At 64.5% G+C, this 26,029-nt stretch carries 20 protein-coding genes and 2 pseudogenes; 11 read left to right on the plus strand and 11 right to left on the minus strand.

The window, feature by feature from the left end; genetic code table 11:
• Positions 1–28: 28 nt before the first annotated feature.
• From O7A05_RS29200 to O7A05_RS29215, 4 genes are all read left to right on the plus strand, one after another.
• The gene (locus O7A05_RS29200; RefSeq protein ID WP_224511707.1) at positions 29–739 is read left to right on the plus strand and encodes an ABC transporter permease; all 711 of its coding nucleotides are present in this window, start codon (positions 29–31) and stop codon (positions 737–739) included.
• The gene (locus O7A05_RS29205; RefSeq protein WP_337096609.1) at positions 739–1,548 is read left to right on the plus strand and encodes an ABC transporter permease; all 810 of its coding nucleotides are present in this window, start codon (positions 739–741) and stop codon (positions 1,546–1,548) included. Before O7A05_RS29200 ends, O7A05_RS29205 begins: the two co-directional genes overlap by 1 nt.
• Before the next feature lie 183 nt (positions 1,549–1,731).
• On the plus strand, positions 1,732–2,733 hold the full coding sequence (locus tag O7A05_RS29210; protein ID WP_337096610.1) for an Ldh family oxidoreductase: 1,002 nt from the start codon (positions 1,732–1,734) through the stop codon (positions 2,731–2,733).
• 329 nt (positions 2,734–3,062) lie between these two features.
• Positions 3,063–4,046, plus strand: coding sequence for a complex I NDUFA9 subunit family protein (locus tag O7A05_RS29215; protein ID WP_337096612.1), 984 nt, complete (start codon positions 3,063–3,065; stop codon positions 4,044–4,046).
• A gap of 8 nt (positions 4,047–4,054) precedes the next feature.
• Here O7A05_RS29215 and O7A05_RS29220 read toward each other — a convergent pair whose 3' ends face one another.
• Positions 4,055–5,425 carry a cytochrome P450 gene (locus O7A05_RS29220; protein ID WP_337096614.1) on the minus strand — a complete coding sequence of 457 codons (1,371 nt, stop codon included), beginning with the start codon at positions 5,423–5,425 and terminating at the stop codon, positions 4,055–4,057.
• Here O7A05_RS29220 and O7A05_RS29225 point away from each other — a divergent pair.
• From O7A05_RS29225 to gyrB, 3 genes and pseudogenes are all read left to right on the plus strand, one after another.
• Entirely contained in the window at positions 5,424–5,573 is a 150-nt protein-coding gene (locus O7A05_RS29225) for a hypothetical protein (RefSeq protein ID WP_337096616.1), read from the plus strand. The two genes, O7A05_RS29220 and O7A05_RS29225, sit on opposite strands and share 2 nt — an antisense overlap.
• 34 nt (positions 5,574–5,607) lie before the next feature.
• Positions 5,608–6,190: pseudogene (locus tag O7A05_RS29230) on the plus strand (NADPH-dependent FMN reductase).
• 240 nt (positions 6,191–6,430) lie between these two features.
• Positions 6,431–8,902, plus strand: a complete 2,472-nt coding sequence (gene gyrB, locus O7A05_RS29235; RefSeq protein WP_337096617.1) for a DNA topoisomerase (ATP-hydrolyzing) subunit B — start codon at positions 6,431–6,433, stop codon at positions 8,900–8,902.
• Between the two features lie 73 nt (positions 8,903–8,975).
• On the opposite strand, the gene O7A05_RS29240 is transcribed toward gyrB, so the two are convergent.
• The 10 genes and pseudogenes from O7A05_RS29240 to O7A05_RS29285 form a co-directional block, all read right to left on the minus strand.
• Positions 8,976–10,373 (minus strand): NAD(P)(+) transhydrogenase (Re/Si-specific) subunit beta, encoded by a 1,398-nt coding sequence (locus O7A05_RS29240; RefSeq protein ID WP_337096618.1) that lies wholly within the window; start codon positions 10,371–10,373, stop codon positions 8,976–8,978.
• 1 nt (position 10,374) lies between these two features.
• Entirely contained in the window at positions 10,375–10,794 is a 420-nt protein-coding gene (locus O7A05_RS29245) for an NAD(P) transhydrogenase subunit alpha part 2 (protein ID WP_140545871.1), read from the minus strand.
• Positions 10,794–12,074, minus strand: a complete 1,281-nt coding sequence (locus tag O7A05_RS29250; protein WP_337096619.1) for a Re/Si-specific NAD(P)(+) transhydrogenase subunit alpha — start codon at positions 12,072–12,074, stop codon at positions 10,794–10,796. The genes O7A05_RS29245 and O7A05_RS29250 overlap by 1 nt, the downstream gene beginning before the upstream one ends.
• An 85-nt stretch (positions 12,075–12,159) precedes the next feature.
• Positions 12,160–12,384 (minus strand): aa3-type cytochrome c oxidase subunit IV, encoded by a 225-nt coding sequence (locus O7A05_RS29255; RefSeq protein WP_041000220.1) that lies wholly within the window; start codon positions 12,382–12,384, stop codon positions 12,160–12,162.
• 148 nt (positions 12,385–12,532) lie between these two features.
• Entirely contained in the window at positions 12,533–12,682 is a 150-nt protein-coding gene (locus tag O7A05_RS29260; protein ID WP_023729728.1) for a DUF3096 domain-containing protein, read from the minus strand.
• A gap of 145 nt (positions 12,683–12,827) precedes the next feature.
• Positions 12,828–13,757 carry an N-acyl amino acid synthase FeeM domain-containing protein gene (locus O7A05_RS29265; protein WP_337096620.1) on the minus strand — a complete coding sequence of 310 codons (930 nt, stop codon included), beginning with the start codon at positions 13,755–13,757 and terminating at the stop codon, positions 12,828–12,830.
• Positions 13,758–13,920: 163 nt separating this feature from the next.
• Positions 13,921–16,236 (minus strand): putative bifunctional diguanylate cyclase/phosphodiesterase, encoded by a 2,316-nt coding sequence (locus O7A05_RS29270; protein WP_337096622.1) that lies wholly within the window; start codon positions 16,234–16,236, stop codon positions 13,921–13,923.
• Between the two features lie 150 nt (positions 16,237–16,386).
• A pseudogene (locus tag O7A05_RS29275) lies at positions 16,387–19,872 on the minus strand (indolepyruvate ferredoxin oxidoreductase family protein); the annotation flags it as partial.
• Positions 19,873–20,067: 195 nt separating this feature from the next.
• Positions 20,068–20,598: a hypothetical protein gene (locus tag O7A05_RS29280; protein ID WP_337096623.1), complete on the minus strand. Its 531-nt coding sequence runs from the start codon at positions 20,596–20,598 to the stop codon at positions 20,068–20,070.
• The gene (locus tag O7A05_RS29285) at positions 20,591–21,199 is read right to left on the minus strand and encodes a CGNR zinc finger domain-containing protein (RefSeq protein WP_337096625.1); all 609 of its coding nucleotides are present in this window, start codon (positions 21,197–21,199) and stop codon (positions 20,591–20,593) included. The genes O7A05_RS29280 and O7A05_RS29285 overlap by 8 nt, the downstream gene beginning before the upstream one ends.
• Before the next feature lie 94 nt (positions 21,200–21,293).
• On the opposite strand from O7A05_RS29285, the gene O7A05_RS29290 reads away from it, so the two are divergent.
• The 4 genes from O7A05_RS29290 (at position 21,294) to O7A05_RS29305 (ending at position 25,822) form a co-directional block, all read left to right on the plus strand.
• On the plus strand, positions 21,294–22,199 hold the full coding sequence (locus tag O7A05_RS29290) for a branched-chain amino acid ABC transporter permease (protein ID WP_337096627.1): 906 nt from the start codon (positions 21,294–21,296) through the stop codon (positions 22,197–22,199).
• Positions 22,200–22,385: 186 nt separating this feature from the next.
• Positions 22,386–22,991, plus strand: coding sequence for a TRAP transporter small permease subunit (locus tag O7A05_RS29295; RefSeq protein WP_337096628.1), 606 nt, complete (start codon positions 22,386–22,388; stop codon positions 22,989–22,991).
• Positions 22,988–24,781, plus strand: coding sequence for a TRAP transporter large permease (locus O7A05_RS29300; protein WP_337096629.1), 1,794 nt, complete (start codon positions 22,988–22,990; stop codon positions 24,779–24,781). Before O7A05_RS29295 ends, O7A05_RS29300 begins: the two co-directional genes overlap by 4 nt.
• A gap of 12 nt (positions 24,782–24,793) precedes the next feature.
• A complete protein-coding gene (locus tag O7A05_RS29305; protein ID WP_337096630.1) occupies positions 24,794–25,822 on the plus strand; it encodes a zinc-dependent alcohol dehydrogenase family protein in 1,029 nt (342 codons plus the stop codon).
• Positions 25,823–26,029: the final 207 nt, after the last annotated feature.

A 26,029-nucleotide genomic window follows, 5' to 3' on the forward strand; every position in this document is an offset into this window, starting at 1 on the left:
CTTTCTTCCGGCCTCCGCGGCCGGCATCATGGAACTCCTGTCGCCCGTGGCGCCCGGCTGGGGCGGTACGCTGCTTGTCGGGCTGCTGCATTCGATCGAGATCGCCGTAGGCGCCACCTGCCTCGGCCTGATGATCGGCACCGCCGGCGCCTTCGGCAAACTCTATGGCGGCCCGGTGACGCGCGACCTGCTCGCGGTCTACACGACCATCGTGCGCGCCGTGCCGGAACTGGTGCTGATCCTATTGCTCTACTATGCCGGGACAGATCTCATCAATCAGATGCTGACGGCGATCGGCTACAGCCGTGTCGACATCAGCGGGCTCGCGGCCGGCATTTTCGTGCTGGGTTTCGTACAGGGCGCCTATTCGACCGAAGTCATCCGCGGCGCCATCCTCGCCATCCCGCAAGGCCAGATCGAGGCCGCCCGCGCCTACGGGATGTCGCCCGGCCTGATGCTGCGGCGCATCACGTTGCCGGCGATGCTGCCCTTCGCCATCCCCGGCCTCGCCAATCTGTGGCTGATCGCCACCAAGGACACCGCGCTGCTTGCCGTCGTCGGCTTCTTCGAACTGACGCTGGCGACGCGCCAGGCGGCCGGCGTCACCAAGGCCTATTTGCTCTTCTATCTCGCGGCCGGCGCGCTCTACCTCGCGCTCACGCTGTTCTCCAACCTGATCATCGGCCGCGTCGAAGCCTGGTCACGGCGCGGCATGCCCTCCGTCAAGGAGGCGCGCTGATGTCGGCCGAAGCCATCGCGATCAATATCGCGGCGCGGGCCTCGATCTGGCTCAAGCCGCACCGCATCGTGCTCATCCTGATCGCCTTGGCGCTGGTGCTTTGCGCGGCCTTCTTCAAGCGCTGGGACTGGCTGCCGCAATATTGGGAAATGGGCCTGATAGGCCTATGGCGGTCGCTCTGGATCCTCGCCGTCACCTGCGCGCTGGGCTTTGCGCTTGCGGTGCCGCTCGGGCTCGCCCAGGCAGGCGGACCGATCTGGTTCTCGGCGCCGGCAAAAGCCTTCTGCACCATCATCCGGGGAACGCCGCTGCTCCTGCAGCTCTGGCTGCTCTATTACGGCCTCGGCTCGATCTTCCCGCAATATCCGTGGATCCGTGAATCCTGGCTATGGCCCTATCTCAGGCAGGCTTGGCCCTACGCCGTGGTGGCGCTGACCTTTTCCTTCGCTGGTTATGAAGGTGAAGTGATGCGCGGCGCCTTCGCCGGCGTTCCAAGAGGCCAGCTCGAGGCCGCTCGCGCCTTCGGCATGAGCCGTTGGAAAATCTTCCGCCGCATCTGGCTGCCGCAAGCCTTCTACCGTGCGCTGCCGACGCTGACCGGTGAGACCGTGCTGCAGCTGAAATCGACGCCGCTGGTGGCGACGATCAGCGTCATCGACATCTTCGCCGTTTCCTCCAAGGTGCGCCAGGACACCTATCTGACCTACGAGCCTTTGCTGCTCCTGGCGCTGATCTATATGACGATCACCGGCATCCTGGTCTTCGTCTTCAGCCGGATCGAGGCGCGGATTCCGGTCAAGATCGGATAGTAGGGGAGTAGCGGAGTAGCGGAGTAGCGGAGTAGCGGAGTAGCGGAGTAGCGGAGTAGCGGAGTAGCGGAGTGTTCAGCCACGATCCGCATTCACATTTCCACCCCCATTCGCTATTCGCTCCACAATTTCCCCTTACTCTCCCCTACTCCCTTATTCCCCTACTCCCTTAGGACGGCCACGATGCAACTCACCCTCGCCCAGGCAACAGGCCTATGCCGAATGGCGGCGCTCGGCGCCGGCGCCAATGAGGAGGCGGCACAGTCGCTGACCGGTTCGATCATCGCCGCGGAAGCCGAGGGTCTGTCGACGGTTGGGTTGTCGCATTTCATCGACTATCTGGAGGCGCTCGAAGCCGGCCGCATCGACGGCAATGCCGATCCGGTGATCACCCGGCCGGCGCTCGCGGTCTATCTCTCAGACGCGCGCGGCGGTCTTGCCCATACCGGCTTCGACCGCACGATCGACGACCTGGTCAAGGCGGCGAAACTGTTCGGCGTCTCGATCTTCTCGCAGAAGAACGCCTATACGTGCGGCGCGCTCGGCTATTTCACCGGCCGGCTGGCCGAACAGGGGCTGGTTTCCTTTGCTGCCACCAACGGGCCAGCGGTGCTCGCCGGCTCAGGCTCGGTCAAGCCGGTCTATTGCACCAATCCGATGTCCTTTGCGTCGCCCGCCGCCGACGGGCCGCCGCTGGTCATCGACCAGTCGTCGAGCGCCACCGCCTTCGTCAACATCCGCAAAGCCGCTGAGGACGGCAAAAAGATCCCGGAAGGCTGGGCGCTGGATGCCAGCGGCAACCCGACCACCGATCCTGCGGCGGCTATGAAGGGCGCGATGCTTGCCTTTGGCGGCCAGCGCGGCGCCAACATCGCTTTGATGGTCGAAGTGCTGGCCGCAGGCATTTCCGGCGCCAACTGGTCGCTCGACGCGCCCTGGTTCACCGGCGGACCTGACAGCCCCGGCACCGGGCTTTTCGTTCTGGCCATCGAGCCCAAGCTGCTCGATCCGGATTTCGAGCAGCGCATGAAGGACCAGCTCGACCGGCTGCGGCGGCGCTATGGCGTGCATATTCCCGGACGCTCGCGCGCCGAAGCCGCGGAGAAGGCAAAGGCGCGCGGCATCACCACATCCAGGGCCGTCGTGCAGCGCATCTCCGAATTCGCCGAGCGCTATTCGGCCTGATTTTCGCTGCCCTGTTGACCTTTTCCCAGCCTGACGCCACCCATATCCGGCACCATACGCCGCGAGCCGCCTTGGGTTGGCTTCGTCCGGCTCGCGGTTGGCGGCGCGGCGCGCCAGGCGTTCAGGGCGGGCGTGCTTGCTTCATGCCACCTTGATACCGTCTAGGTGAGGCCGCCTCGTTGCGCCCTGTTTCGACGCTGACACCGCCGGAAAACCCCGCTTCTTGAGAGGAGCGAAATCAAGCCGACGGCGACCTCCGGTCGCTCTTTGCCTTTGGCGAGAAACGGATTAAGAAACGGCTTCAGCCAAGCACTCGCGCGGAGCCAGTCATGACCGAAATCCTGCAGACCCCCAAGCTCGTCGTCGTCTTCGGTGGCTCGGGCTTCGTCGGTCGCCATGTGGTGCGCGCGCTGGCCAAGCGCGGCTACCGCATCCGGGTCGCCTGCCGGCGGCCCGACCTTGCCGGCCATGTGCAGCCGCTCGGCAATGTCGGCCAAATCCAGCCGGTGCAGGCCAATGTGCGCGTGCGCTGGTCGGTCGACCGCGCCGTGCAGGGCGCCGACCATGTCGTCAATCTGGTCGCCATCCTGCATGAGACTGGCCGCCAGAAATTCGGCGCCGTGCACGAGTTCGGCGCGCGCGCCGTGGCCGAGGCCGCACGCTCGGTCGGCGCCGGCCTCACCCAGATCTCGGCGCTCGGCGCCGATCTCAATTCGCCGTCCGAGTACGCTCGCACGAAGGCGTTCGGCGAAAGGGCGGTGTTCGAGACGATTCAGGATGCCGTGATCTTCCGGCCGTCGATCAATTTCGGACCGGAGGACCGCTTCTTCAACCGCTTCGCCAGCATGGCGCGCCTGTCGCCCATCCTGCCGCTGATCGGCGGCGGAGAGAACAAGCTGCAGCCGGTCTATGTCGGCGACGTCGCCGAAGCGATCGCGCGCTCGGTCGACGGCAACGTCAAGGGCGGCCAGATCTACGAGCTCGGCGGCCCGCAGGTGCTGACCTTCAAGGAATGCATGGAAGAGCTTCTCGCGGTCATCGACCGCCGGCGGCTGCTGGTGCCGGTGCCGTGGTGGGTGGCGAACATCCAGGCGTCGATCCTCCAGCTGCTGCCCAATCCGCTCCTGACCAAGGACCAGGTGCTGCAGTTGCGTGAGGACAACGTGGTCTCGGACGAAGCCGTCGAGGCCGCCAGGACGCTTGCCGGGCTGGGCATCCAGCCGCAGGCGATCGCCACGATCCTGCCCAGCTATCTCTGGCGCTTCCGCGCCGCCGGTCAGTTTCAGCAGCGCCGGCCGATCGCCGACCGCTAGACCAGTCGCTACGCCCGCCGGGAGACCTGCATCGGCAGGCCGCCCTGCGGCTGTGTGGTGAGTTTCTGCACCGGCCAAGGCCGCGTCTGCGACGTCACATCGAAGCGGAAGCGCGACAACAGGATCGCCAGCGCGATGATCGCCTCCTGCATGGCGAAGCTGGCGCCGATACAGACGCGCGGGCCGGCGCCGAAGGGCAGGTATTGGAAGCGGTCGATCCTGTCGCGGTTTTCCGGATGGAAGCGCTCCGGCAGGAAGGCGTCCGGCCTGTCCCAGAGTTTTCTGTGGCGATGTACCACCCAGGGCATCACCAGCACGGCGGCGTATTTCGGAATGTAGAGGCCGTTCCAGGTCTCCGGCTCGATCGGCTCGCGGTTGATCGAGGGCGCCGGCGGATAGAGCCTGAGCGCCTCCTCGAAAGCGGCGCGGGTGAGCGGCATGGCATCCAGCCACTTCGTCGGGTCGGGCTCGCGCGCCAGCACCGCGTCGATCTCCTGTTCGACCTTGTCGCGCTCCCAAGGCGCCTCGGCGAGGCAATAGATGGTCCAGCCCAGCGCCCGCGCGGTCGTCTCATGGCCGGCGCCGATGAAGGTGATGATGTTGTCCTCGACTTCGGCGCGTGTCAGCCCGTCCGGCCCTTCGGCGCGCAGCAGAAGCGTGAGGAAATCCTGCGGCACGCCGTCGGGATCGCGCTTCAGCCGCCCCTCGCGCATCTTCACTGTGTTGGCTACGATGTTGCGGAAATAGGCCATGGTCTTGCGGCCGCGGATGCGGGTTAGCCGCGGCAGCCATTCCGGCGCGCGCAGAAGGTCAAGCGGGTCGACACGGCCCATGGTCTCGAACAGGCGGTCGATCTCGCTGGCGAAGCTGCCGGGCTCGCCGGCGATCTCGCCGGAAAACAGCGTCTCGGCCAGGATGTCATAGGTGAGCAGCGTCATGTCGTGGGCGACATCGGTCTCGCCGCCGGCCTCGTAGCGGGTGACGAATTCCAGCGTGCGCTTCAGCATCGGCCCGGCGAAGCCGAAGATGTGGCGCGGCGTGAACACCGGCGCCATCGCCTTGCGGGAACGCTTCCAGACCTCGCCCTCTGCGGTCAGCAGCCCGTCGCGCAGGATCGGGCGCAGGATCAGCTGGCGCACCGTGGCCATCTTGTAATTCCTGGCGTTATCGATCAGCACATGGCGGATGAGGCCGGGGTCGTTGGCGATGACCAGTGGGCCGCCGATGCCGGTCACCGATATCCAGGGCTCGTTGTAGGTGTGCTCGCCCCAGAGCTCGAGCGGGTTGCGGTAGACGATGCGCATCATCTCCAGCGTCGAGGGCGGCTGGGTGCGCGGCTTGGGCGCCGGCGGCACGAAGGGGGCGGGCTTGGTGTCCATGAAGCATGCTCCGCTGTCAGCGCCGAATGTAGTGCCCGACAAGACCGGCGTCCATGTGACCGGACGGCAGCATACCATCGCCGCATCTCGCCGGAATGTGACCAGCATCAGCCAATCGCTGCTTGTTGCCGGCGGCGGCCTGCGTTAGTCACCAATGGATACCGCTGAGCAAGGAGCCCCCCATGAAGCATCGTCTGGACATCATCATCGGCAGCACGCGGCCCGGGCGCGCCGGTCCGATCTTCGGCGAATGGCTGGAGGGTTTCGGGCGCGAGCACGGCAAGTTCGAGCCGGTGCTGACCGACATTGCCGCGTTCAACCTGCCGATCCTCGACGAGCCGCACCATCCGCGCCTGCGCAAATATGAGAACGACCACACCAAGGCCTGGTCGAAGGCGATCGACGCCGCCGACGCCTTCGTATTCGTGGCGCCTGAGTACAACTACTTCGTGGCGCCCGCGATCGTGAACGCCATCGACTATCTTATCCATGAATGGCGCTACAAGCCGGCTGCGATCTTCAGCTATGGCGGTGTGTCGGGTGGCCTGCGCGCGGCGCAGGCGCTAAAGCCACTGCTCACCTCCGTCGGCGTCATGCCGATCCCGGAAGGCGTGGCGCTACCAGCCGCTACCAGCCTATGCGACGCTGCTTGACCGGAACCGCGCATACCATCCCAGCGAACAGGTGCTGGGAGGCGCAAAGACGATGCTCGACGAATTGTCCCGCTGGAGCGAGGCCCTGAAGACATTGCGGAACGCCGCATAGGCATGGAAGCCTCCAGTACGGCACTTGCGAGGCCGCGTTTCGGCGCGGCTTTCGCGATCGAATGCCCACCTGCACAGGCCAGCATCCCGCGCCGGCATGGAAAGACCGCTCGCCAAGCCGGCAAAATGGCCGCAAACCTTGGAAAACCAGCCGTTTGCGCCTATATCTAGGACATCAAAACGGCGCGATTCGGGGTGACTTTCCCGCGCCGGACCATCGACATCAATCAGACAGGTATTCATGAGCGACCAGACCGAAAGCGCCATTGGCGTGGAAGCCGAGTACGGCGCCGATTCCATCAAGGTTTTGAAGGGGTTGGATGCCGTGCGCAAGCGTCCAGGCATGTATATCGGCGACACAGATGACGGCTCGGGCCTGCATCACATGGTCTATGAGGTGGTGGACAACGCCATCGACGAGGCGCTGGCGGGTCACGCCGACCTCGTCTCCGTGACGCTCAACCCGGATGGTTCGGTGACCGTCATCGACAATGGCCGCGGCATTCCGACCGATATCCACCCCTCAGAGGGTGTTTCGGCAGCCGAAGTGATCATGACGCAGCTGCATGCCGGCGGCAAATTCGACCAGAACTCCTATAAGGTTTCCGGCGGCCTGCACGGCGTCGGCGTCTCGGTGGTCAACGCGCTTTCGGCCTGGCTCAAGCTCAAGATCCGCCGCAACGGCGAAATCTTCGAGATGAGCTTCACGCATGGCAATGCCGACGCGCCGTTGAAGGTGACCGGCACATACGAGCAGAACAAACAGCCCGGCACCTATGAGGGCCGCAGCGGCAGCGAGATCACCTTCTTCCCGTCGGCCGAAACCTTCACCATGGTCGAGTTCGACTATGGCACGCTGGAGCATCGACTGCGCGAGCTTGCCTTCCTCAATTCCGGCGTACGCATCGTGCTGACCGACGCGCGCCATGCCGACCTGGTTCGCCATGAGCTCCATTATGACGGCGGCCTGGAAGAGTTCGTCAAATATCTTGACCGGGTGAAGAAGCCGCTGATCGAGACGCCGATCGCGATCCGCGCCGAGCGCGACGGCATCACCGTCGAGGTCGCGATGTGGTGGAACGACAGCTATCACGAGAATGTGCTGGCTTTCACCAACAACATCCCGCAGCGCGACGGCGGCACGCATCTGGCGGGCTTCCGCGCGGCTCTGACGCGGCAGATCACAGGCTATGGCGAGTCCTCCGGCCAGACCAAGAAGGAAAAGGTGTCGCTGACAGGCGACGATTGCCGCGAGGGTCTGACCGCAGTTTTATCGGTCAAGGTGCCGGACCCGAAATTCTCCTCGCAGACCAAGGACAAGCTGGTCTCGTCCGAGGTGCGCCCGGTGGTGGAGAGCCTGGTCAACGAGGCGCTCGGCACCTGGCTGGAAGAGCATCCGAGCGAAGGCAGGGTTGTGGTCGAGAAGGTGATCCAGGCGGCCGCGGCACGCGAAGCTGCGCGCAAGGCGCGCGACATCACGCGCAAGAGCACGCTCGGCGTCACCTCGCTGCCCGGCAAGCTCGCCGACTGCCAGGAGCGCGATCCGGCAAAATCGGAAATCTTCATCGTCGAGGGTGACTCGGCCGGCGGCTCCGCCAAGGGCGGGCGCTCGCGCCAGAACCAGGCGATCCTGCCGCTGCGCGGCAAGATCCTCAATGTCGAACGGGCGCGCTTCGACCGCATGCTCTCCTCCGAAATGATCGGCACGCTGATCACCGCGCTCGGCACTTCGATCGGCAAGGACGAGTTCAATGCCGACAAACTGCGCTACCACAAGATCATCCTGATGACCGACGCCGACGTCGACGGCGCCCACATACGCACGCTGTTGCTCACCTTCTTCTTCCGGCAGATGCCGGAGCTGATCGAGCGCGGCCATCTCTACATCGCCCAGCCGCCGCTCTACAAAGTGACGCGAGGCAAGAGCTCGCAATATCTCAAGGACGAGAGCGCCTATGAGGAATACCTGATCGAGTCCGGGCTGGACGAGGCCTCCCTGGTGCTTGCCTCCGGTGAGGTGCGGACGGGACAGGACCTGCGCGCCTCCATCGACGACGCGCTGGCGGTGCGTCAGCTGATCAACGGGCTGCACACACGCTACAACCGCAGCGTCGTCGAGCAGGCGGCGATCGCCGGCGCGCTCAACGCCGACGTGCTTGCCGATCTCGGCCGCGCCAACGCAATGGCGGAGCGCGTCTCCCAGCGTCTCGACATGATCGCCGAGGAAACCGAGCGGGGCTGGACCGGCCGGCTGTCGACCTCCAATGACGGCTCGGGCGGCTATGTCTTCGAGCGCACCGTGCGCGGCGTCAAGGATGTGGTGCAGCTCGATGGCGGGCTGATCAATTCGGCCGATGCGCGCCAGCTCGACCGCTACGCGCCGCGCCTGGCGGAGGTCTACGGCGAACAGCCGAGCTTGCGTCGGAAAGAGACCTCGGAGCTGGTTTCGGGGCCGCTGGCGCTGCTCAACGCGGTGTTCGCGTCCGGCCGCAAGGGTCTCACCATGCAGCGCTACAAGGGCCTCGGCGAGATGAATGCCGAACAGCTCTGGGAGACCACGCTGGACCCGAATGTGCGCTCGCTGCTGCAGGTCAAGGTCAACGACGCGACCGACGCGGACTCGCTGTTCTCTCGGCTGATGGGCGACGAGGTGGAGCCACGGCGCGAGTTCATCCAGGACAATGCGCTGTCGGTGGCTAATCTGGATATCTGAGCGCGCCTTTACAGATTCAAAAAGAAAGGCCCGGCAGCTGTCGGGCCTTTCTTTTTGATGCCTGCCATGACGCTCAGTGATCCATCGCCTTGACGATTTCCTCGGTCATCTTCTTGGCGTCGCCGAGCAGCATCATGGTGCCGTCCTTGTAGAACAGCGTGTTGTCGATGCCGGCATAGCCGGAACCGAGCGAGCGCTTGACGAAGAGGCAGGTGCGGGCCTTGTCGACGTCGAGGATCGGCATACCGTAGATCGGCGAGGACTTGTCGTCGCGCGCGGACGGGTTGGTGACGTCATTGGCGCCGATGACATAGGCGACGTCGGCCTGGGCGAATTCGGAGTTGATGTCCTCCAGCTCGAACACCTCGTCATAGGGCACGTTGGCCTCGGCTAGAAGCACGTTCATGTGGCCGGGCATGCGGCCGGCGACCGGATGGATGGCGTATTTGACCTCGACGCCATTGGCCTTGAGCTTGTCGGCCATTTCGCGCAGCGCGTGCTGCGCCTGGGCGACCGCCATGCCATAGCCGGGCACGATGATGACCTTCTGGGCGTTCATCATCAGGTAAGCTGCGTCGTCGGCCGAACCCTGCTTGACCGTGCGCTCGATGCCGTCGCTGGCAACCGCGGCCGTCTCGCCGCCGAAGCCGCCGAGGATGACGGAGATGAAGGAGCGGTTCATGCCCTTGCACATGATGTAGGACAGGATCGCGCCGGAGGAGCCGACCAGCGCGCCGGTGATGATCAGCGCCAGGTTGCCGAGCGTGAAGCCAAGAGCAGCCGCGGCCCAGCCCGAATAAGAATTCAGCATCGACACCACGACCGGCATGTCGGCGCCGCCGATCGGGATGATCAGGAGCACGCCGAGCACCAGCGAGGCGGCGACGATCAGCCAGAAGACGAGCTTGGATTCGGTGGTCACGAGCAGCACGATCAGCACCACCAGGGCGACGCCGAGCGCGATGTTGATCAAGTGGCGGGCGCCGATCATGATCGGCTTTCCGGACATGCGGCCGTCGAGCTTGAGGAAGGCGATGACCGAGCCGGTGAAGGTGATGGCGCCGATGGCCACACCCAGGCTCATCTCGACCAGCGCCTGGGCATGGATGTCGCCCGCCGTGCCGATGCCAAAACTTTCCGGCGCGTAAATGGCGGCGGCGGCCACCATGACGGCGGCAAAACCGACGAGCGAGTGGAAGGCGGCGACTAGCTGCGGCATCGAGGTCATGGCGATGCGACGCGCGGTGACCGCGCCGATACCGCCGCCGATGGCGAGACCCAGCACGATCAGGCCGAAGCGCCCGGCCGAAGGCAGCGCCAGCGCCAAGGTTGTGGCGATGGCGATGCCCATGCCGATCATGCCGTAGAGATTGCCCTGGCGGCTGGTGGTCGGGTGCGACAGGCCGCGCAGCGCCAGGATGAACAGGATGCCGGAGACGAGATAGAGGAAGGACGCCAGGTTGACGGTCACGTCACTTTTCCTTCTTCTTGTACATGGCGAGCATGCGCTGGGTCACCAGGAAGCCGCCGAAGATGTTTACCGAGACCAGCACCAGGGCGACGAAGCCGAAGCCAGCCGCAAGGCCGGAAGCGGCGATGCCGACGGCGAGCAGCGCGCCGACGACGATGACCGAGGAAATGGCGTTGGTGACGGCCATCAGCGGCGTGTGCAGCGCCGGCGTCACCGACCAGACGACATAATAGCCGACGAAGATCGCCAGCACGAAGATGGCGAAGCGGAAGACGAAGGGATCGATGGCGCCGCCCGAGAGTGCATGCGCGGCGTTACCGGCAGCCTCGCCTGCGGGCGCGTTGGCAAGGTCCTGCACCGCAAGGCGGACGGCGGCGGTCGCCTGATCGAGCTGATCGAGAGCTTTCTGCAGCTGTTCCATCACGCGGTCCCTTTCGACTTAGACGAGGGCGACTTGGCTGCGGCGGGTTTCTTCGCCGCGATCTTCTTCGCAGCAGGCTTGTCGAAGGCGTCAGCGACGATGATCGTCGCGGGAATGGCAGCCGGCTCGGTGCGCGGCTCTTCCGCCGCCTTGGCGAAGGCAGGATGCACGACTTTGCCGCCATCGGTCAGCATCGTCGCCTTGACCAGCTCGTCGTCGCGCTTGATCGAAAACTGTTTCGCCGCCTTGTCGACCATCGTCTCGAGGAAGGCATAGAGATTCTTGGCGTAGAGCAGAGAGGCTGACGCCGCAACGCGGCCCGGCACGTTGAGATGGCCGACGATCTTGACGCCATTCTCGGTGGTTACGACCTTGCCAGGCACCGCGCCCTCGACATTGCCGCCGCGCTCGACTGCGAGGTCGACGATCACCGAACCCGGCTTCATCGAGGCGACCATGGCGGAAGAAACCAGCTTCGGCGCCGGGCGGCCCGGTATAAGCGCGGTGGTGATGACGATATCCTGCTTGGCGATGTGCTCGGCCGTCAGCGCCGCCTGCTTGGCCTGGTATTCCTTCGACATCTCCTTGGCGTAGCCGCCGGCGGTCTCGGCCGCCTTGAACTCCTCGTCCTCGACCGCCAGGAACTTGGCGCCGAGCGACTGCACCTGCTCCTTCACCGCCGGGCGCACGTCGGTGGCGGTGACGATGGCACCCAGCCGACGCGCGGTGGCGATCGCCTGCAGGCCGGCGACGCCGACGCCCATGATGAAGGCCTTGGCAGCCGGCACGGTGCCGGCCGCCGTCATCATCATCGGCAGCGCGCGGTCATATTCAGCGGCCGCGTCGATCACCGCCTGATAGCCGGCGAGATTGGCCTGCGAGGACAAAACGTCCATCGACTGGGCGCGGGTGATGCGCGGCATGAACTCCATCGAAAAGGCGGTGACCCCTGCCCTGGCGAGCGCAGCAACAGCGGCGTCGTTGCCGTAGGGATCCATGATGGCGATGACGGCGGTGCCCGACTTGTAGCCCTTCAACTCGGCATCCGTCGGCCGGCGCACTTTCAGCACGACATCAGCCCTTTTGGCGTCGGCCACCGTTCCGATGGCGCCGCCGGCAGCAGCAAAATCCTGGTCGGGGATGCGAGAGCCGAGGCCGGCGCCCTTCTCGACGATCACGTCGAAGCCCAGGCCCACTAGCCGTTTCACCGTCTCCGGCGAGGCCGCGACGCGCGGCTCGTTCGGGTCAACCTCACGAGGGATGAATACTGTTAGTCCCACCGGATGATCCTTTCGGCTGGAACCTTGATGCGCAAGGCGTCGGCCGGGACGTCCGGTGACGTCAAGTGCAATTGGCTTGGGAAATCTACCGCAGAATGAGAGCGCCGACGGCCATGATCAGGATGAACAGGATGGTCGCCGAAAAGAAGCCGCCGACGAAGAAGCCGAAGGCCATTGCAATAAGGATGGCTGCACAGACCAGCGAGCCGTATTTGGCCAGGCCGAGGAAGGCCTTGTAGGTACGGTCGTGCTCGGCATAGTCCATTTGCGCGCCAAGCTCGACAGGACCGGTCGGCGAGTGATCAGCCATGGAAGTACCCCTTCGAAAATGCCTTTGAGGCACATAGCGAAAAGCCGAACCAAGAGCAATGGCGCTATTGCCGCACAGCCTGCGACAACAGCCTCAAACGAAAGTTGAAATTGAACGCCGTGCCTTCGCCCGCGCGGCAAGGAGGACTTCAGCCGGCGAGATGGGGAAAAAGGCCGAGCAGGCCGACAACGATCAGGTAAAGCGCGACGATGTAGTTGAGGAGCCGCGGCATCACCAGGATCAACACGCCGGCGATCAGCGAGATCAGCGGCGTCAGCGCGAGCGAGTGGATGGTCATGTCGGGAATCCTTTCATTCGGCAGGCGATCGCCCACCAGACGGGCTGCGGAGCCTGTTTTGACGCAATTCCGGATCGGAAAACCGCTCACACTTCCTGGAATTGCTTGCTAACGCCGTAGCCGGCGAAAGGTTCATGGCCTGCGTTCAGGCAGCGGCGCGCAAGTATTTCGCTGTCGGCACGATGGAGAGGGGCGTCAGCCGGTTGATGGCCGGGTTGCCGAACATCAGCCGCTGCTCCATCGGCGTCGACTTGAAGAACGGCAACCGCTCCAGCGTCAGCCGCATGTTTTCGCCGGCAGGAATTTCGAACAGGGCGATCTGGGCAAGAACGCCTGGAAATTGCTTGGCCTCGCTCCTCTGCACGGCATTGAAGAAACGTGCGTAGAAAGCGGAATGCTCGAGCTTGACGGGGGTGAGCACCGAGTCCTGGCCGAAGTAACAAGACGCGACCATGGCGATCCTGAGCGTCAGGAACGGCAGGACCCCGGGTGCCGGCGCGCTGTCGGGATCGGTTGCGAAACGGGTTCCATCGATGAAGGTTTCGCCGCGGGCGAGCCGTGGAAGCAAGACTTCGGGATAGGCATCTATCGAAGGCGAGTATGGTTGCTCGCTGGAAATATAGTGAAAGCGCAATGTGCTGACCAATTCACCGTAACAATAGACGCCGAACCGGTAGGAATTGGGCAGATTATCCCAGCGGTCCTCGAACATGCCACTGGCGATCGGGCCACACATACCGGAGCGTACATAGGAATTGTAGCGGAGCCGGTAAAGCGCCTCGAGATCTTCGCCGCCGGTGATCAGGCGGTATTCGACATGATCCAGTAATTGCATCATGGATCGGTTGAGCGCGGAGTCCATCCTCGCGCTGGCGCCAGCCGACGCACTCTTCCTCACAGCATCCATTGCCGATCCTCGAATTCCGCCTGCGTTTAGGCTATTCGAGTTGAAATGAGACACAAGCTGAAAATTCGATGTTGCTGATTTACCGCTTGTTAACCTTAATAGCAGGGTAGATTTTCGCGAAGCCTGCACAGCAAAAAAGCTAAGCTCGGCACTGAGGCGGTCTGACACGAACTGCCGGCGATCACCTGGATCATTTTCAAGTTCAGGACTTGAAAACGTCGAGCCGTAGCGGGTTAACTTGCGCGAAGGCGACCTTCATCGCCGCGGACTCAAAATCCGGACGACATCACACCGACCGAGAGCCGTTTTTACAGCTTGGCCCGAAATCCGTTCAGCTGGCTGTCCGTTTGCCGGCGATATGCAGGTCCGCGGCAAATGGCCATGTGATGCTCGACATCGTCTCGATGCCCGAGGCGCTGAGCGCGGCGCCGAAGAGAAAGCCTTGCACGAAGTCGGGCTTGACCAGATGAACCAGCGTCTTCAGCTGCTCGAACGTCTCGACCCCTTCGATGGTAACGGAAAGCCCCAACGTCCGGGACAGGCCGACAATGCCCTTCAGAAGATCGAGCGACTGCCGGTTCTGGTTGACATCGACCAGGAAGGAGCGGTCGATCTTGATCTTGTCGAGCGGCAGCTTGTGGAGATAGCTCAGGCTGGAATAGCCGGTGCCGAAATCGTCAAGCGCGATGCGCACGCCGAGCGCCTTCAACTCCTCGATAGACTCGCGCGTCAGCGACTTGTCGTCGAGCAACGCAGTTTCGGTGACCTCGATTTCGAGCCTGTGCGTCGCCAGGCCCGATTTGGCTAAGGCGTCGCTGACCTTCTGGACGATGTCGCGATTGCGGAAATCCTTGGCGGACAGATTGACCGACACACTGGTCTGGACCGGCCATTTGGCGCATTCGGCGCACGCGGCTTCCAGCACGAGAGTGCTGATGTCGGAAACGATGCCCATCTCCTCGGCGAGCGGAATGAAGACACTGGGCGAGATCGGGCCAAGATCGGGATGGTCCCAACGGCAGAGCGCCTCACAGCTGGCGATGCGCATGGTGCTGACGGCCACGATCGGCTGATAGACCACGCGCAAATCCCTGGCCTGCACCGCATTGCGCAGATCGGCCTTCATCAGCTGGCGATTGCGGAAGGCGGCGTCCATGGCCGCCTCGAACAGCCGCCAGCTGTTCTTGCCGAGCTCCTTGGCCTTGTAGAGGGCAAGGTCCGCCTTGACGATCATGGCGTCCGCGTCGGTGTCCTTGACCCTGGAAAGCACCGCGCCGCCGCTGCTCTGGATGCGCAAGCCATGGCCCGCGACGTCCACCTCGCCCTGCAAGTCCGCGAATATCTGGTCGAGCAGGGTGCTGAGATGGCTCTCGTCCTCGACACGGTCGAAGAAGATCATGAACTCGTCGCCGCCGAAGCGGCTGACGGTGATGCCCGGTCCGGCAATCGCCGCGAGGCGCTCGGCGACGGCATAGATCAGCCCGTCGCCGACCGGATGGCCGAGCGTGTCGTTGACGCTCTTGAAGTCGTCGAGATCGAGCACCGCGAGGCCGCACAGCCGGTCCTGGTCGCCGGAGGCCATGGCCTCGCCGACCAGTTCATGAAAGTAGGCGCGGTTCGGCAGGCCGGTCAAATTGTCGTAGCGGGCCATGAAGCGGATCTTTTCCTCCGCCTCGACGCGGGCCGTCACATCCTCGAAGGTGATGACGCCCAGTTCCTGGCTGCCTTCTCGGGCGGAGAATTCGTAGTGCTGGCCATTGGCGAGAGAGACCAGCACCTTGCGGTCGCGGCCCTCCCGCAAGGCGCGCGTCAGCTGCGCCTCGATATAGCGGCAGTCTTTCGGCGCCAGCATGCCGCCGGCGACGCCGCGCATCAAAAGGCCGTGGATCGAGCGTCCGAGCAAGGCATCGCCCGATTTCAACGACATCAGGCGGGCGGCTTCGGCATTGGCCACCGCGACGCGCCCGTCGGGTCCCAGCATGACCAGGCCATGCGACATGGTGTTGAGCGCGCGATCGAACCGGCGCGTCAGGTTCCTGGCCTGCTTGTGGCCGATGACGGCGGAGAAGAGCACGTTGCGGACATGGTCGGCGCTGTTGATGGTGATGAATGTCAGCGGGATGATCATCAGGCCGAGCAGGACCGACGGGAAGTCCATGCGCAGCAGGAGCCCGAGCGCGGCCGGACCGATGAAGGTCACGGAGAAAATCCGCACCATCTGCGGGGAGCCGTAGTTGCGACCGACGACCGTGACCAGGGTCGCGATCGTCAGCGACGTCGCGGCCAGCTCGGCGAAGGGATCGGGGTAAACGTAGATCGATATGAAGCACAGCGAACCCAGGCCTAGGCCCTGCAGGCTGCCCTTGAGGATGTAAATGCGCTCCCACCGCCTGGCCTCTTCGACATTGGCTATGTTGCCGCCTGTCTTCAGAAAGCTGCGAATGCCGAAGTAACGGAAAAGGCTGATGGAGAGCAGACCGAAAGAAAAGCCCACAAACAGCGGATTGTGCGTCCGCCAATAGATCATAAAGCCGAGCATCCAGTAGCAAACGCCACCGATCACCAGCATGTGCGCGTTGTCGAACAACGACCGCACAAACTGGATATAAACATCCGCCGGGATGTTCTCGGTCTTTGTTCTACCCATGCCGTTGGCCCAACACTACGCCTTGTCATGCCACACCGGCCTTAAGAAAGGCTTAGAACGGCGCCCGGCCGCGGTTGCAGAGGGTTGCGATGCGCGGGACAGACCAGGAAACTCGGGAGGATTTGGCGTGCTGTCGTCGCGCCGGCGCGTTCACTCCGCCGCGCGAAGCGCCGGCTCCGCCGGAGCCTGGGCCAGACGCTCGATCAGCCGCGCACGTTCGCCCGCCGCCTTCGCGGCGCTGGCCTGCCGGACATGGCCGTAGCCGCGGATCAGCGCCGGCACGGAGGCCAGGGCCGTCGCGGCTTCCACCCTGCCCGGCGCCAGCGCGCCGGCGATGAGGTCGAGATCGGCCTCGTACTCTCTCAGCAGCTGCCGCTCCATGCGCCGCTCGGCCGTGTAGCCGAAAAGGTCGAAGGCGGTTCCGCGCAGGCCCTTCATGGCCGCCAGCAGCCGAAAGCCCTTCATCATCCACGGGCCGAAGCTCGATTTCCGGGGCTTGCCGTCATTGCCGCGCCGCCCCAGGATCGGCGGCGCGAGGTGGAACTCAAGCTTGTCATAGCTCTGGAACTGCTTGGCGAGGTCGGCGGCGAAGCTGCCGTCGGTGTAAAGGCGTGCCACCTCATACTCGTCCTTGATCGCCATCAGCTTGAAGAGGTTTTTGGCGACGGCCTCGGTCACTGCGGTCGAGCCGGGCACGGCCTTGGCTTCGGCGGCGCGCAATGTCGCCACACGTTCGGCGTAACGCTTGGCGTAGGCTGCGTTCTGATAGGCGGTGAGGAAGGCGACGCGGCGGGCGATGACATCGTCCAGCGTCTCGGCGGGTTTCGGCGCCGGCCTGCCGGTTTGGGCGACCAGGCTGCGCACAAAGTCGGGCTGGTGCGCGGCGCGGCGACCCCAGCGGAAAGCCGCGATATTCATCGCCACCGCTTCACCGTTCAATTCTATCGCCTTTTCAACGGCTTCGGCCGAAAGCGGCAGGCCGCCATGCTGGAAGGCGAAGCCTAGCATGAACATGTTGGCGCCGAGCGAATTGCCGAACAGAGCGCTCGCCGTGCGGGTGGCGTCGAAGAAGTGGGCCTTGTCGTCGCCGGCAGCCGCCCGGATCGCCTTCTTCAGCCGCTCGACCGGCAGCGAGAAGTCGGCGGAACGGGTGAACTCGCCGGGCATGATCTCGGCGGTGTTGGCGAGGAAAATCGTGTGGCCCTCGCGCACCGCGCCCAACACCTTCTTGGCGCCGGAGACGACGAGATCGCAGCCGAGCACAAGGTCGGCCTTGCCGGCCGAAACGCGAATGGCGTGGATGTCTTCGGGCGTCGGGGCGATGCGGACATGGGTGAAGACCGAGCCGCCCTTCTGGGCGAGGCCGGCCATGTCGATCATGCCGCAGCCCTTGCCTTCGAGGTGCGCCGCCATGCCGAGCACCGCGCCGACGGTGACGACGCCGGTGCCGCCGACCCCGTCGATGATCGCCGCCCAACCCTGGTTGCCCATGCGGAACTCGGCCGGCGCCGGTACGCCGTCGAGAGGATCGGCCCTGCCGGCAATGCCTTCGGCCTTCCTGATCTTGCCGCCATGCACGGTGACGAAGGACGGACAGAAACCGTTGACGCAGGAGAAATCCTTGTTGCAGCTCGACTGATCGATCCGGCGCTTGCGGCCGAATTCGGTCTCGACCGGCTGGATGGAGACGCAGTTCGACTGCACGCCGCAATCGCCGCAGCCTTCGCAGACCAGTTCGTTGATGAAGACGCGCTTGTCCGGATCGGGGAAGGTGCCGCGCTTGCGGCGCCGGCGTTTTTCGGCAGCGCAGGTCTGATCGTAGATGAGAACGGAAACGCCTCTGAGCCCGCGCAATTCGCGCTGAACGAGATCGAGATCATCGCGGTGATGGATGCTGATGCCCGCCGGGAAATCGGCCTTGCCGGTATATTTGTCGGGCTCGTCGGTGACGACGGCGATGCGGTCGACGCCCTCGGCGCGCACCTGTCTCGCTATCATATCGACGGTCAGGCCGCCCTCATGCGGCTGGCCGCCGGTCATCGCCACCGCATCGTTGTAGAGGATCTTGTAGGTGATGTTGGCGCCGGAGGACAGCGCGAAGCGGATCGCCAACACGCCGGAATGGTTATAGGTGCCGTCGCCGAGATTCTGGAAGATATGGTCGCGTTTCGAGAACGGCGCCTGGCCGACCCATTGCGCGCCTTCGCCGCCCATGGCGGTGAAGCCGACCGTGTTCCTGTCCATCCACAGCGCCATGAAGTGGCAGCCTATGCCGGCGGCGGCGATCGAGCCGTCCGGCACCTTCGTGGATGAATTGTGCGGGCAGCCCGAGCAGAAGAAAGGCGTGCGCGAGCCGATATCGACCGTGTCGGCAAGCATCGCCTGGAACTGGCGCAGCTTCGCCACCCGCGCGGCGATTTCTTCCGACGGGCCGATGGTGCGCAGGATCCGCTCGCCGAGCGCGATGGCGATCTCGTTCGGGTCGAGCGCGCCCTTGGCCGGGAACAGCCAATCGCCGCGCTCGTCCTTCTTGCCGACGATCACCGGCTGGATGGCGGTGCCGTAGAGGTTCTCGCGCAGTTGCACCTCGATCAGCGAGCGTTTTTCCTCGACGACGACGATGGTGTCGAGGCCGCGGGCGAACTCGGCGATGTGCTGGAAATCCAGAGGCCAGGGGCAGCCGACCTTGAACAGGCGGATGCCGATGCGGTTGGCGGCCTGTTCGTCGACACCGATATCCTCCAGCGCCTGGCGAACGTCGAGATAGCTCTTGCCGATGCTGATGACGCCGAGCTTGGGGTTGCGGCCGCCGGAATAGACGATGCGGTTCAGCCCATTGGCGTGGATGAAGGCGGACGCGGCGGCGCGCTTATACTCATGCAGCCGCTCTTCCTGGCCGAGCATGTCGATCTCATGACGGATGTTGAGGCCGCCCGGCGGCATGTCGAACTCGGGAATGACGATGCTGAGACGCTCGATCGAGGCGTCGACCGAGGCCGTCGATTCGATATTGTCCTTGACACATTTGATCGCCGCCCAGGTGCCGGCGAAGCGCGACATGGCAAAGCCGTAAAGGCCGTAATCGATGATCTCCTGGACGCCGGCCGGATTGAGGATCGGCACCATGGTGTCGACAAAGAGGAATTCGGTGGCATGCGCATTGGTCGAGGATTCGGCCATGTGGTCGTCGCCCATCAGGGCGAGCACGCCGCCATTTCTCGAGGAGCCGGCAAGATTGGCGTGGCGGAAGACGTCGCCGGAACGGTCAACGCCCGGCCCCTTGCCGTACCAGACGGAAAAGACCCCGTCATGGGTGCCCTCGCCCAGCAATTCGGTCTGCTGCGAGCCCCAGCATGCGGTGGCGGCGAGTTCCTCGTTGAGGCCGGGCTGGAAGACAATGTCGGCGGCCGCAAGCTGCTTCTTGGCCCGCCACAGCTGCATATCGAGGCCGCCCAGCGGCGAACCGCGATAGCCGGAGACGAAGCCCGCCGTGTTGAGGCCTGCCCGGCGGTCGCGCTCGCGCTGCATCAGAAGCATGCGCACGACCGCCTGTGCGCCGGACAGGAAGACGCGCTCCTTGCCAAGGTCGAACTTGTCGTCGAGCGCGACGTCGTGCAGCGTCATCAGGTATTTCCTCTGCGGAGGCGCCTCAAATCAGGCAGCCAACGTCGGAGTGGGACGCCGCAGTCTTTCTTCCCTTGGCGGTGAGGTCAAACAAAATCGCAGAGGCCAAATAACACGCAACAAACGGTCTGGCGAGCGGCAAGCCGCGCACGCAAGAGCATGCTAACCGCTTCCGGAGGAACAAAAATTTCGTGCGCGTTGCGCGTTTCAGGTCGCTTTCGAGCAATCCGGCTTCTGCTCGTCGGGCAGCTTGCCGTCAGGATGGCCGGCAAGGTCGGGGTTGAGCTCGTATTTCGGTCCGATCACCAGCGGCCGGTCCGGCAGCATCGTCTGGTCCTCCGACGAGGTCATGGTGGTGTCGATGCTTTGCAGCAATGTCCCGCTCGCATCCTCGATGCGGATCGAGATTTTGTAAGGCTTGTCCTTGACCACACAGGAGAGCGGCGGACTGGTGAGCGTGATATGGGGCAGCTTCGGCCAGATCTTCTGGTTGACGACGAGCGGTTCGCCGCCGGCCGGGTTCTGGAAGCTCACGACCGCGACTTGGCCGTCGGCTATCGGGCGCAGCGGCTTCAGCGTGATGACATAGGTGGCGATGGCGAGCCGGTAATTGAACTCGAACAGCTTGCCGGAGATGGCAAAGAGCTGGTCGTTGCCGGTGTCGCGGCAGGCGCCGAGCGTGACAGCGCCGACCAGGGCGGCGCCGAGGACGATCGAACGCGACAATTTCCTAAGCATTGGGAACCTCCCTCGCCGCTGTTCGGCGGCGGTAATAGCGGTTTGCCTTCTGGCGGTTGCCGCAAACGGCCATGTCGCACCAGAGGCGGCTGGCGTTGCGGCTGCGATCGACGAACAGCCAGCTGCAATTGGGACATATCCTCAGCCGCGCCACCGTTTCGTCGCGCAACAGCGACAGCGCAGAGACGGCCAAAGCCGCCTCGAAGGCGATCGGCGTTTGCGGATCGCCAAAAGGCTGGCCCGGCGTCCCGATCTCGGTCGCGCTCCCGGACAGCCCGCTGGCGCAGGCCATAAGGAAGTCCGACAGGTGGCTGGTCGCCACCGCGCCATTCGCCACGGCATGGCGAAACAGGCGGTCGGTCGCTTCGCGGATCGAGATGACGGTCGGCTTTATCTCGCCCGGTTCCGGCGCCTGCAGCCGCCGGCCGCCGAGCTCGGCGGCGCGAAAGCTGCTCGCCGCCTCGGCGAAGCGGGCGATCTCGGCCGGGTCGTCGAAACGGTCGAAGGATTTTTGCGGATCGTTGCGCAGCACGACGGTGTTCGCCGTATCGAGCGCAAGGATGCCGCCGGTGAAGCGGTGTGGAGTCCAGGATACCGTCATGACAGAAATCTAACCGATAAAACGTGTTTGACAAGTTAGATTCCGGATGCAACGGTCCAGATGGAGGTCAGGGTGTAGGACCCGAGGACGCCGCATGCTCTATTTCTTCCAGCAGGTGCTGAACGGGCTGCATTCGGGCGCGCTCTATGCGCTGCTCGCCTTCGGCTATGTACTGACCAACGGCATCCTGCATCGCACGAACCTGGCTTATGGCGCGCTGTTCGCCTTCTGCGGCCAGACGATGATCCTGACCGCCGCCTTCGGCTATCAGGCGCTGTGGCTGACGCTCGCCGCCGCGGTGGCGCTCGGCGTCGCTGCGGCCATTCTCTTTGCGGCGCTGATCAGCCACGTCCTGTCGCGCAGCGTTTTCGAGAGGCTCGCCAACCGCTCGCCCAACGCCATCGTGGTGACGACGCTCGGCATTCTCGTCTTCCTGTCGGAAGCGAGCCGCATCGCCGCCGACACGCATGACCTGTGGCTGCCGCCGATGCTCGCCACCCCGGTCATCTTCGCCCAGAGTGACGGCTTCAAGGTCACGCTCACCGTCATCCAGCTGCTCGACTGCGCGGGGGTCATCGCGGTGGTAGCGCTGGCGGCTTGGCTGTTTTCGCATTCGCGCTTCGGCCGCGCCTGGCGCGCCGTCTCCGACGATCCGAAAGCGGCGGCGATGTGCGGCGTCGACGTCACCGCCGTGTTCCGCCGCGCCGTGCTGTTCGGCGGCTTTTGCGCCGCCTTGGCCGGCGTCCTTGCCGGCCTCTATTACGGCAATGTCTCCTTCGGCACCGGACTGGTCTTCGGTCTCAAAATCCTGTTCGTGACGGCAGTCGGCGGTTATCTGTCGCCGCTCAAGGCGGCGCTTGGCGCCGCGGCCTTCGGCATGGCGGAATCGCTCTGGGCCGGCTATTTCCCGCTCGAATGGCGCGACGCCTGGATCTATCTCTTCCTCGTCGTCATGCTGGTGCTGATCGGCGCCGGGCGCGACCAGGCCAAGATCGCCTGAGCTCCCAGACCTTGGTTGCATGACGTAGCGTCATGCGGCCGCATTCCGCTTCTGCGCGGCTTACCGATCTGTTTGCCGTCGCTTTGTCATGTTGACCTGCCGGACCACGCACTGCATATCGTTGGGCCAAGCGGCGCGACACCGGAGGGGGAATCGGGCGCGCTGTCGGTACCAGGGAGGATATGCATGGCAGGGCTGCTCGCTCTATCCAGGACCATCGACCGCATCAACGAGTTCATCGGCCGCTGGGTCTCGTGGCTGATCCTGCTCGCGATCCTGGTGAGCGCAGGCAATGCCGTCATCCGCAAGGTGTTCGACACCTCCTCCAACGCCTGGCTGGAGCTGCAATGGTACCTGTTCGGGGCCGCCTTCATGCTAGCCGCCGCCTACACGCTGAAGCAGAACGACCATATCCGCATCGACATCGTCTACGGCATGTTCTCGCGCCGCGTGCAGCACCGGATCGACCTCTTGGGCCATCTCTTTTTCCTGATGCCCTTCGTCGTGCTGATGGTGATCTATTTCGTGCCTTACGTGTCGCTGTCCTTCCGCAGCGGCGAGATGTCGACCAATGCCGGCGGGCTGATCGTCTGGCCGGCCAAGGCCATCCTGCTCGTCGGCTTCTTCCTGCTCGCGCTGCAGGGGGTTTCCGAGATCATCAAGAAGATCGCCATCATGCGCGGCGACATGGACGATCCCACTCCCTTCATCTCGGCGCATGAGCAGGCCGAGCTCGAGGCCAAGGCGCTGGCCGAGGAAGCCAAGGCGCTCGCGGGCGAGGTCCGCTCATGATCGAATTCATCGCGCAGAACATGGCGCCGATCATGTTCGCCTCGCTGATCATCTTCCTGTTGATCGGCTACCCCGTCGCTTTCTCGCTCGCCGCCAATGGCCTGCTGTTCTTCTTCATCGGCGTGCTGGTCTCGCCCTACTCCGGCGGGTCGATCAACCTCGCCTGGCCGCTGCTGCACGCGCTGCCGGACAATTTCTACGGCACCAGGGTGATGTCCAACGACACGCTGCTGGCGATCCCCTTCTTCACCTTCATGGGCATCGTGCTGGAGCGCTCAGGCATGGCCGAGGACCTGCTCGACACGATCGGCCAGCTGTTCGGGCCGATCCGCGGCGGGCTTGCCTATGCGGTGATCTTCGTCGGCGCGCTGCTTGCCGCAACGACCGGCGTGGTGGCGGCCTCCGTCATCGCCATGGGCCTGATCTCGCTGCCGATCATGCTGCGCTACGGCTATGACCGCAGGCTGGCTTCCGGCGTCATCGCCGCGTCCGGCACGCTCGCCCAGATCATCCCGCCGTCGCTGGTGCTGATCGTGCTCGCCGACCAGCTGGGACGCTCGGTCGGCGACATGTATGCCGGCGCGTTGATCCCCGGTCTCGTGCTGACCGGCATCTACATGCTCTACATCCTGATCATGTCGATCGTCCGGCCGAAATCAATGCCGGCGCTGCCGCTCGAAGCCCGCACGCTCGGTCACGGCGTGCTGTCGTTGATCGTGGCGCTGCTCGTCACCGGCGCCATCTCCTACGGCGCCTATCGCTATCTTGCGCCGACGTATGGCGACAATGCCGACATCCTCGGCTTCGCCGTCGGCGTCATCGTCATCTATGTCGCAGCCATCATCGATCAGCGGCTGCGACTGAAAATGATGTCCAAGCTGGCGCAGCAGGTCGTGATCGTGCTGATCCCGCCGCTGGCGCTGATCTTCCTGGTGCTGGGCACGATCTTCCTCGGCATCGCCACGCCGACCGAAGGCGGCGCCATGGGCGCCGTCGGTGCGCTCATCATGGCGGCGATGAAGGGCCGCCTGACCCGGGACGTCATCAATCAGGCGCTGGCCTCGACGACCAGGCTTTCCTCCTTCGTGCTGTTCATCCTGATCGGTGCGCGCGTCTTTTCGCTCACTTTCTACGGCGTCAACGGCCATGTCTGGGTCGAGCATCTGTTGACCTCGCTTCCCGGCGGCGAGACCGGCTTCCTGATCGGCGTCAACATCCTGGTCTTCGTGCTTGCCTTCTTCCTCGATTTCTTCGAGCTCGCCTTCATTATCGTGCCGCTTCTGGCGCCGGCCGCCGACAAGCTCGGCATCGACCTGATCTGGTTCGGCGTGCTGCTCGGCGTCAACATGCAGACCAGCTTCATGCATCCACCCTTCGGCTTCGCGCTGTTCTATCTGCGCTCGGTCGCGGCCCGCGTGCCTTATCTCGACAGGATCACAGGCAAGCAGATCGCGCCGGTCAGCACCGGCCAGATCTATTGGGGCGCCGTGCCGTTCGTCCTGATCCAGGTGATCATGATCGGGCTCACCATCGCCTTCCCGCAAATGGTCATGCGCTACAAGGGCGCCGCGGTGGAGCCCAGCACCATCGACCTCAAGCTGCCGGACATGCCGTCGCTGTCGCCGCTCGGCACAGCCCCGGCGAACAACAACGGCGCGGCGCCGGCCAATGGCGGCGCCCCGGCGGCTCCCGGCACGCCCGACCTGTCGCAGCCGCCGAGCTTCGGCGATGCGCCGGCCAAGCCGGCGGCGCCGGCGCCCGACCTTTCTAAGCCGCCGAGTTTCAATTGAGGTGACCGCGTCATGAGAGCCGTCCGGCTGGAAGCAATCGGCAGCATCGCGCTTCGCGAGGTGGACAAGCCTTCGCCGGGACCAGAGGATGTTCTGGTGCGCATCGAGGCCTGCGGCGTCTGCGGCACCGACCGGCACCTCTTCCATGGCGAGTTTCCCTGCACGCCGCCGGTGACGCTCGGCCATGAATTCTCCGGCATCGTCGAAGCCGTCGGCGACGCGGTGTCGGGCATTGCCGTCGGCGACCGCGTCACCGGCGATCCCAACATCGCCTGCGGGCGCTGCGCCCATTGCCATGCCGGCCGCGTCAATCTCTGCAGCAATCTCAGGGCCATCGGCATCCATCGCGACGGCGGCTTCGCCGATTATGTGCTGATGCCTCACAAGCAGGCCTTCCGGCTACCCGCAAACCTCAGGCCGACGCACGGCGCCTTCTGCGAGCCATTGGCCTGTTGCCTGCACGGCGTCGAGCTTGCCGCGATCCGTCCGGGCGCGTCGGTGGTGGTGCTTGGCGGCGGCGTCATCGGCCTGCTCGTCGTGCAACTGGCCAAGCTCGCCGGCGCGGCGACCATCATCCTGTCGACCAGACAGGCTTCGCGCCGCGCGCTTGCCGAGGAACTCGGCGCGACCGCGACGATCGATCCAAGCGCCAGCGACCCGATCGCGGCCATTGCCGGACCGAATGGCCTGGCACCCGGCGGGGTCGACGTGGTGCTGGAATGCGCCGGCGTGCGCGACACGGTCGAGCAGTCGGTGCGTATGGCTCGGGCCGGCGGCACGGTCGTCATCGTCGGCGTGGTGCCGCAAGGCATGAAGGTGGAAATCGAGCCGTTCGATCTGTTGTTTCGCGAACTGAAGGTGCTCGGTTCCTTCCTCAATCCGTTCACGCATGGAAGGGCGGCGCAGTTGATCGCTTCCGGCGCGATCGAGGTCGACCGGCTGATCTCGAGGCAGGTCAGCCTGGAGGAGGCGCCCGACGCGATCGCCACGCCGCCGGCGCCGGGCGAGGTCAAGGTGCTGGTGGTGCCGGGCCGAGGCTGACCCTTTGCTTGGGCGCTGCGTTCCAGTTCACTCTTGTCCAGGCGCTGGCGCTGCCCGCCACCTGGCTAGGCGCGGTTTTCCCTTCTCCCCTTGTGGGCCTGTTGCGCAGTTAGCGAGGACAGGCTCGCGGAGCGATTTGGTCGCGAGGTCTCGCTCCGTTTTGGCTTTGGGGTGGAATTGAGGGTGGCGGTGTGGCCTCAGGCCGGA

It is taken from the genome of Mesorhizobium argentiipisi (SeqCode) (genome assembly GCF_037179585.1).
Classification (GTDB): domain Bacteria; phylum Pseudomonadota; class Alphaproteobacteria; order Rhizobiales; family Rhizobiaceae; genus Mesorhizobium; species Mesorhizobium argentiipisi.

What these genes read in the sequence shown, in the direction of transcription:
- O7A05_RS29200 (WP_224511707.1), top strand. Translation starts at nt 29, where the DNA reads ATGGAACTCCTGTCGCCCGTGGCGCCCGGCTGGGGCGGTACGCTGCTT.
- O7A05_RS29205 (WP_337096609.1), top strand. Translation starts at nt 739, where the DNA reads ATGTCGGCCGAAGCCATCGCGATCAATATCGCGGCGCGGGCCTCGATC.
- O7A05_RS29210 (WP_337096610.1), top strand. Translation starts at nt 1,732, where the DNA reads ATGCAACTCACCCTCGCCCAGGCAACAGGCCTATGCCGAATGGCGGCG.
- O7A05_RS29215 (WP_337096612.1), top strand. Translation starts at nt 3,063, where the DNA reads ATGACCGAAATCCTGCAGACCCCCAAGCTCGTCGTCGTCTTCGGTGGC.
- O7A05_RS29225 (WP_337096616.1), top strand. Translation starts at nt 5,424, where the DNA reads ATGAAGCATGCTCCGCTGTCAGCGCCGAATGTAGTGCCCGACAAGACC.
- O7A05_RS29220 (WP_337096614.1), bottom strand. Translation starts at nt 5,425, where the DNA reads ATGGACACCAAGCCCGCCCCCTTCGTGCCGCCGGCGCCCAAGCCGCGC.
- gyrB (WP_337096617.1), top strand. Translation starts at nt 6,431, where the DNA reads ATGAGCGACCAGACCGAAAGCGCCATTGGCGTGGAAGCCGAGTACGGC.
- O7A05_RS29245 (WP_140545871.1), bottom strand. Translation starts at nt 10,794, where the DNA reads ATGGAACAGCTGCAGAAAGCTCTCGATCAGCTCGATCAGGCGACCGCC.
- O7A05_RS29255 (WP_041000220.1), bottom strand. Translation starts at nt 12,384, where the DNA reads ATGGCTGATCACTCGCCGACCGGTCCTGTCGAGCTTGGCGCGCAAATG.
- O7A05_RS29260 (WP_023729728.1), bottom strand. Translation starts at nt 12,682, where the DNA reads ATGACCATCCACTCGCTCGCGCTGACGCCGCTGATCTCGCTGATCGCC.
- O7A05_RS29270 (WP_337096622.1), bottom strand. Translation starts at nt 16,236, where the DNA reads ATGGGTAGAACAAAGACCGAGAACATCCCGGCGGATGTTTATATCCAG.
- O7A05_RS29280 (WP_337096623.1), bottom strand. Translation starts at nt 20,598, where the DNA reads ATGCTTAGGAAATTGTCGCGTTCGATCGTCCTCGGCGCCGCCCTGGTC.
- O7A05_RS29285 (WP_337096625.1), bottom strand. Translation starts at nt 21,199, where the DNA reads ATGACGGTATCCTGGACTCCACACCGCTTCACCGGCGGCATCCTTGCG.
- O7A05_RS29290 (WP_337096627.1), top strand. Translation starts at nt 21,294, where the DNA reads ATGCTCTATTTCTTCCAGCAGGTGCTGAACGGGCTGCATTCGGGCGCG.
- O7A05_RS29295 (WP_337096628.1), top strand. Translation starts at nt 22,386, where the DNA reads ATGGCAGGGCTGCTCGCTCTATCCAGGACCATCGACCGCATCAACGAG.
- O7A05_RS29300 (WP_337096629.1), top strand. Translation starts at nt 22,988, where the DNA reads ATGATCGAATTCATCGCGCAGAACATGGCGCCGATCATGTTCGCCTCG.
- O7A05_RS29305 (WP_337096630.1), top strand. Translation starts at nt 24,794, where the DNA reads ATGAGAGCCGTCCGGCTGGAAGCAATCGGCAGCATCGCGCTTCGCGAG.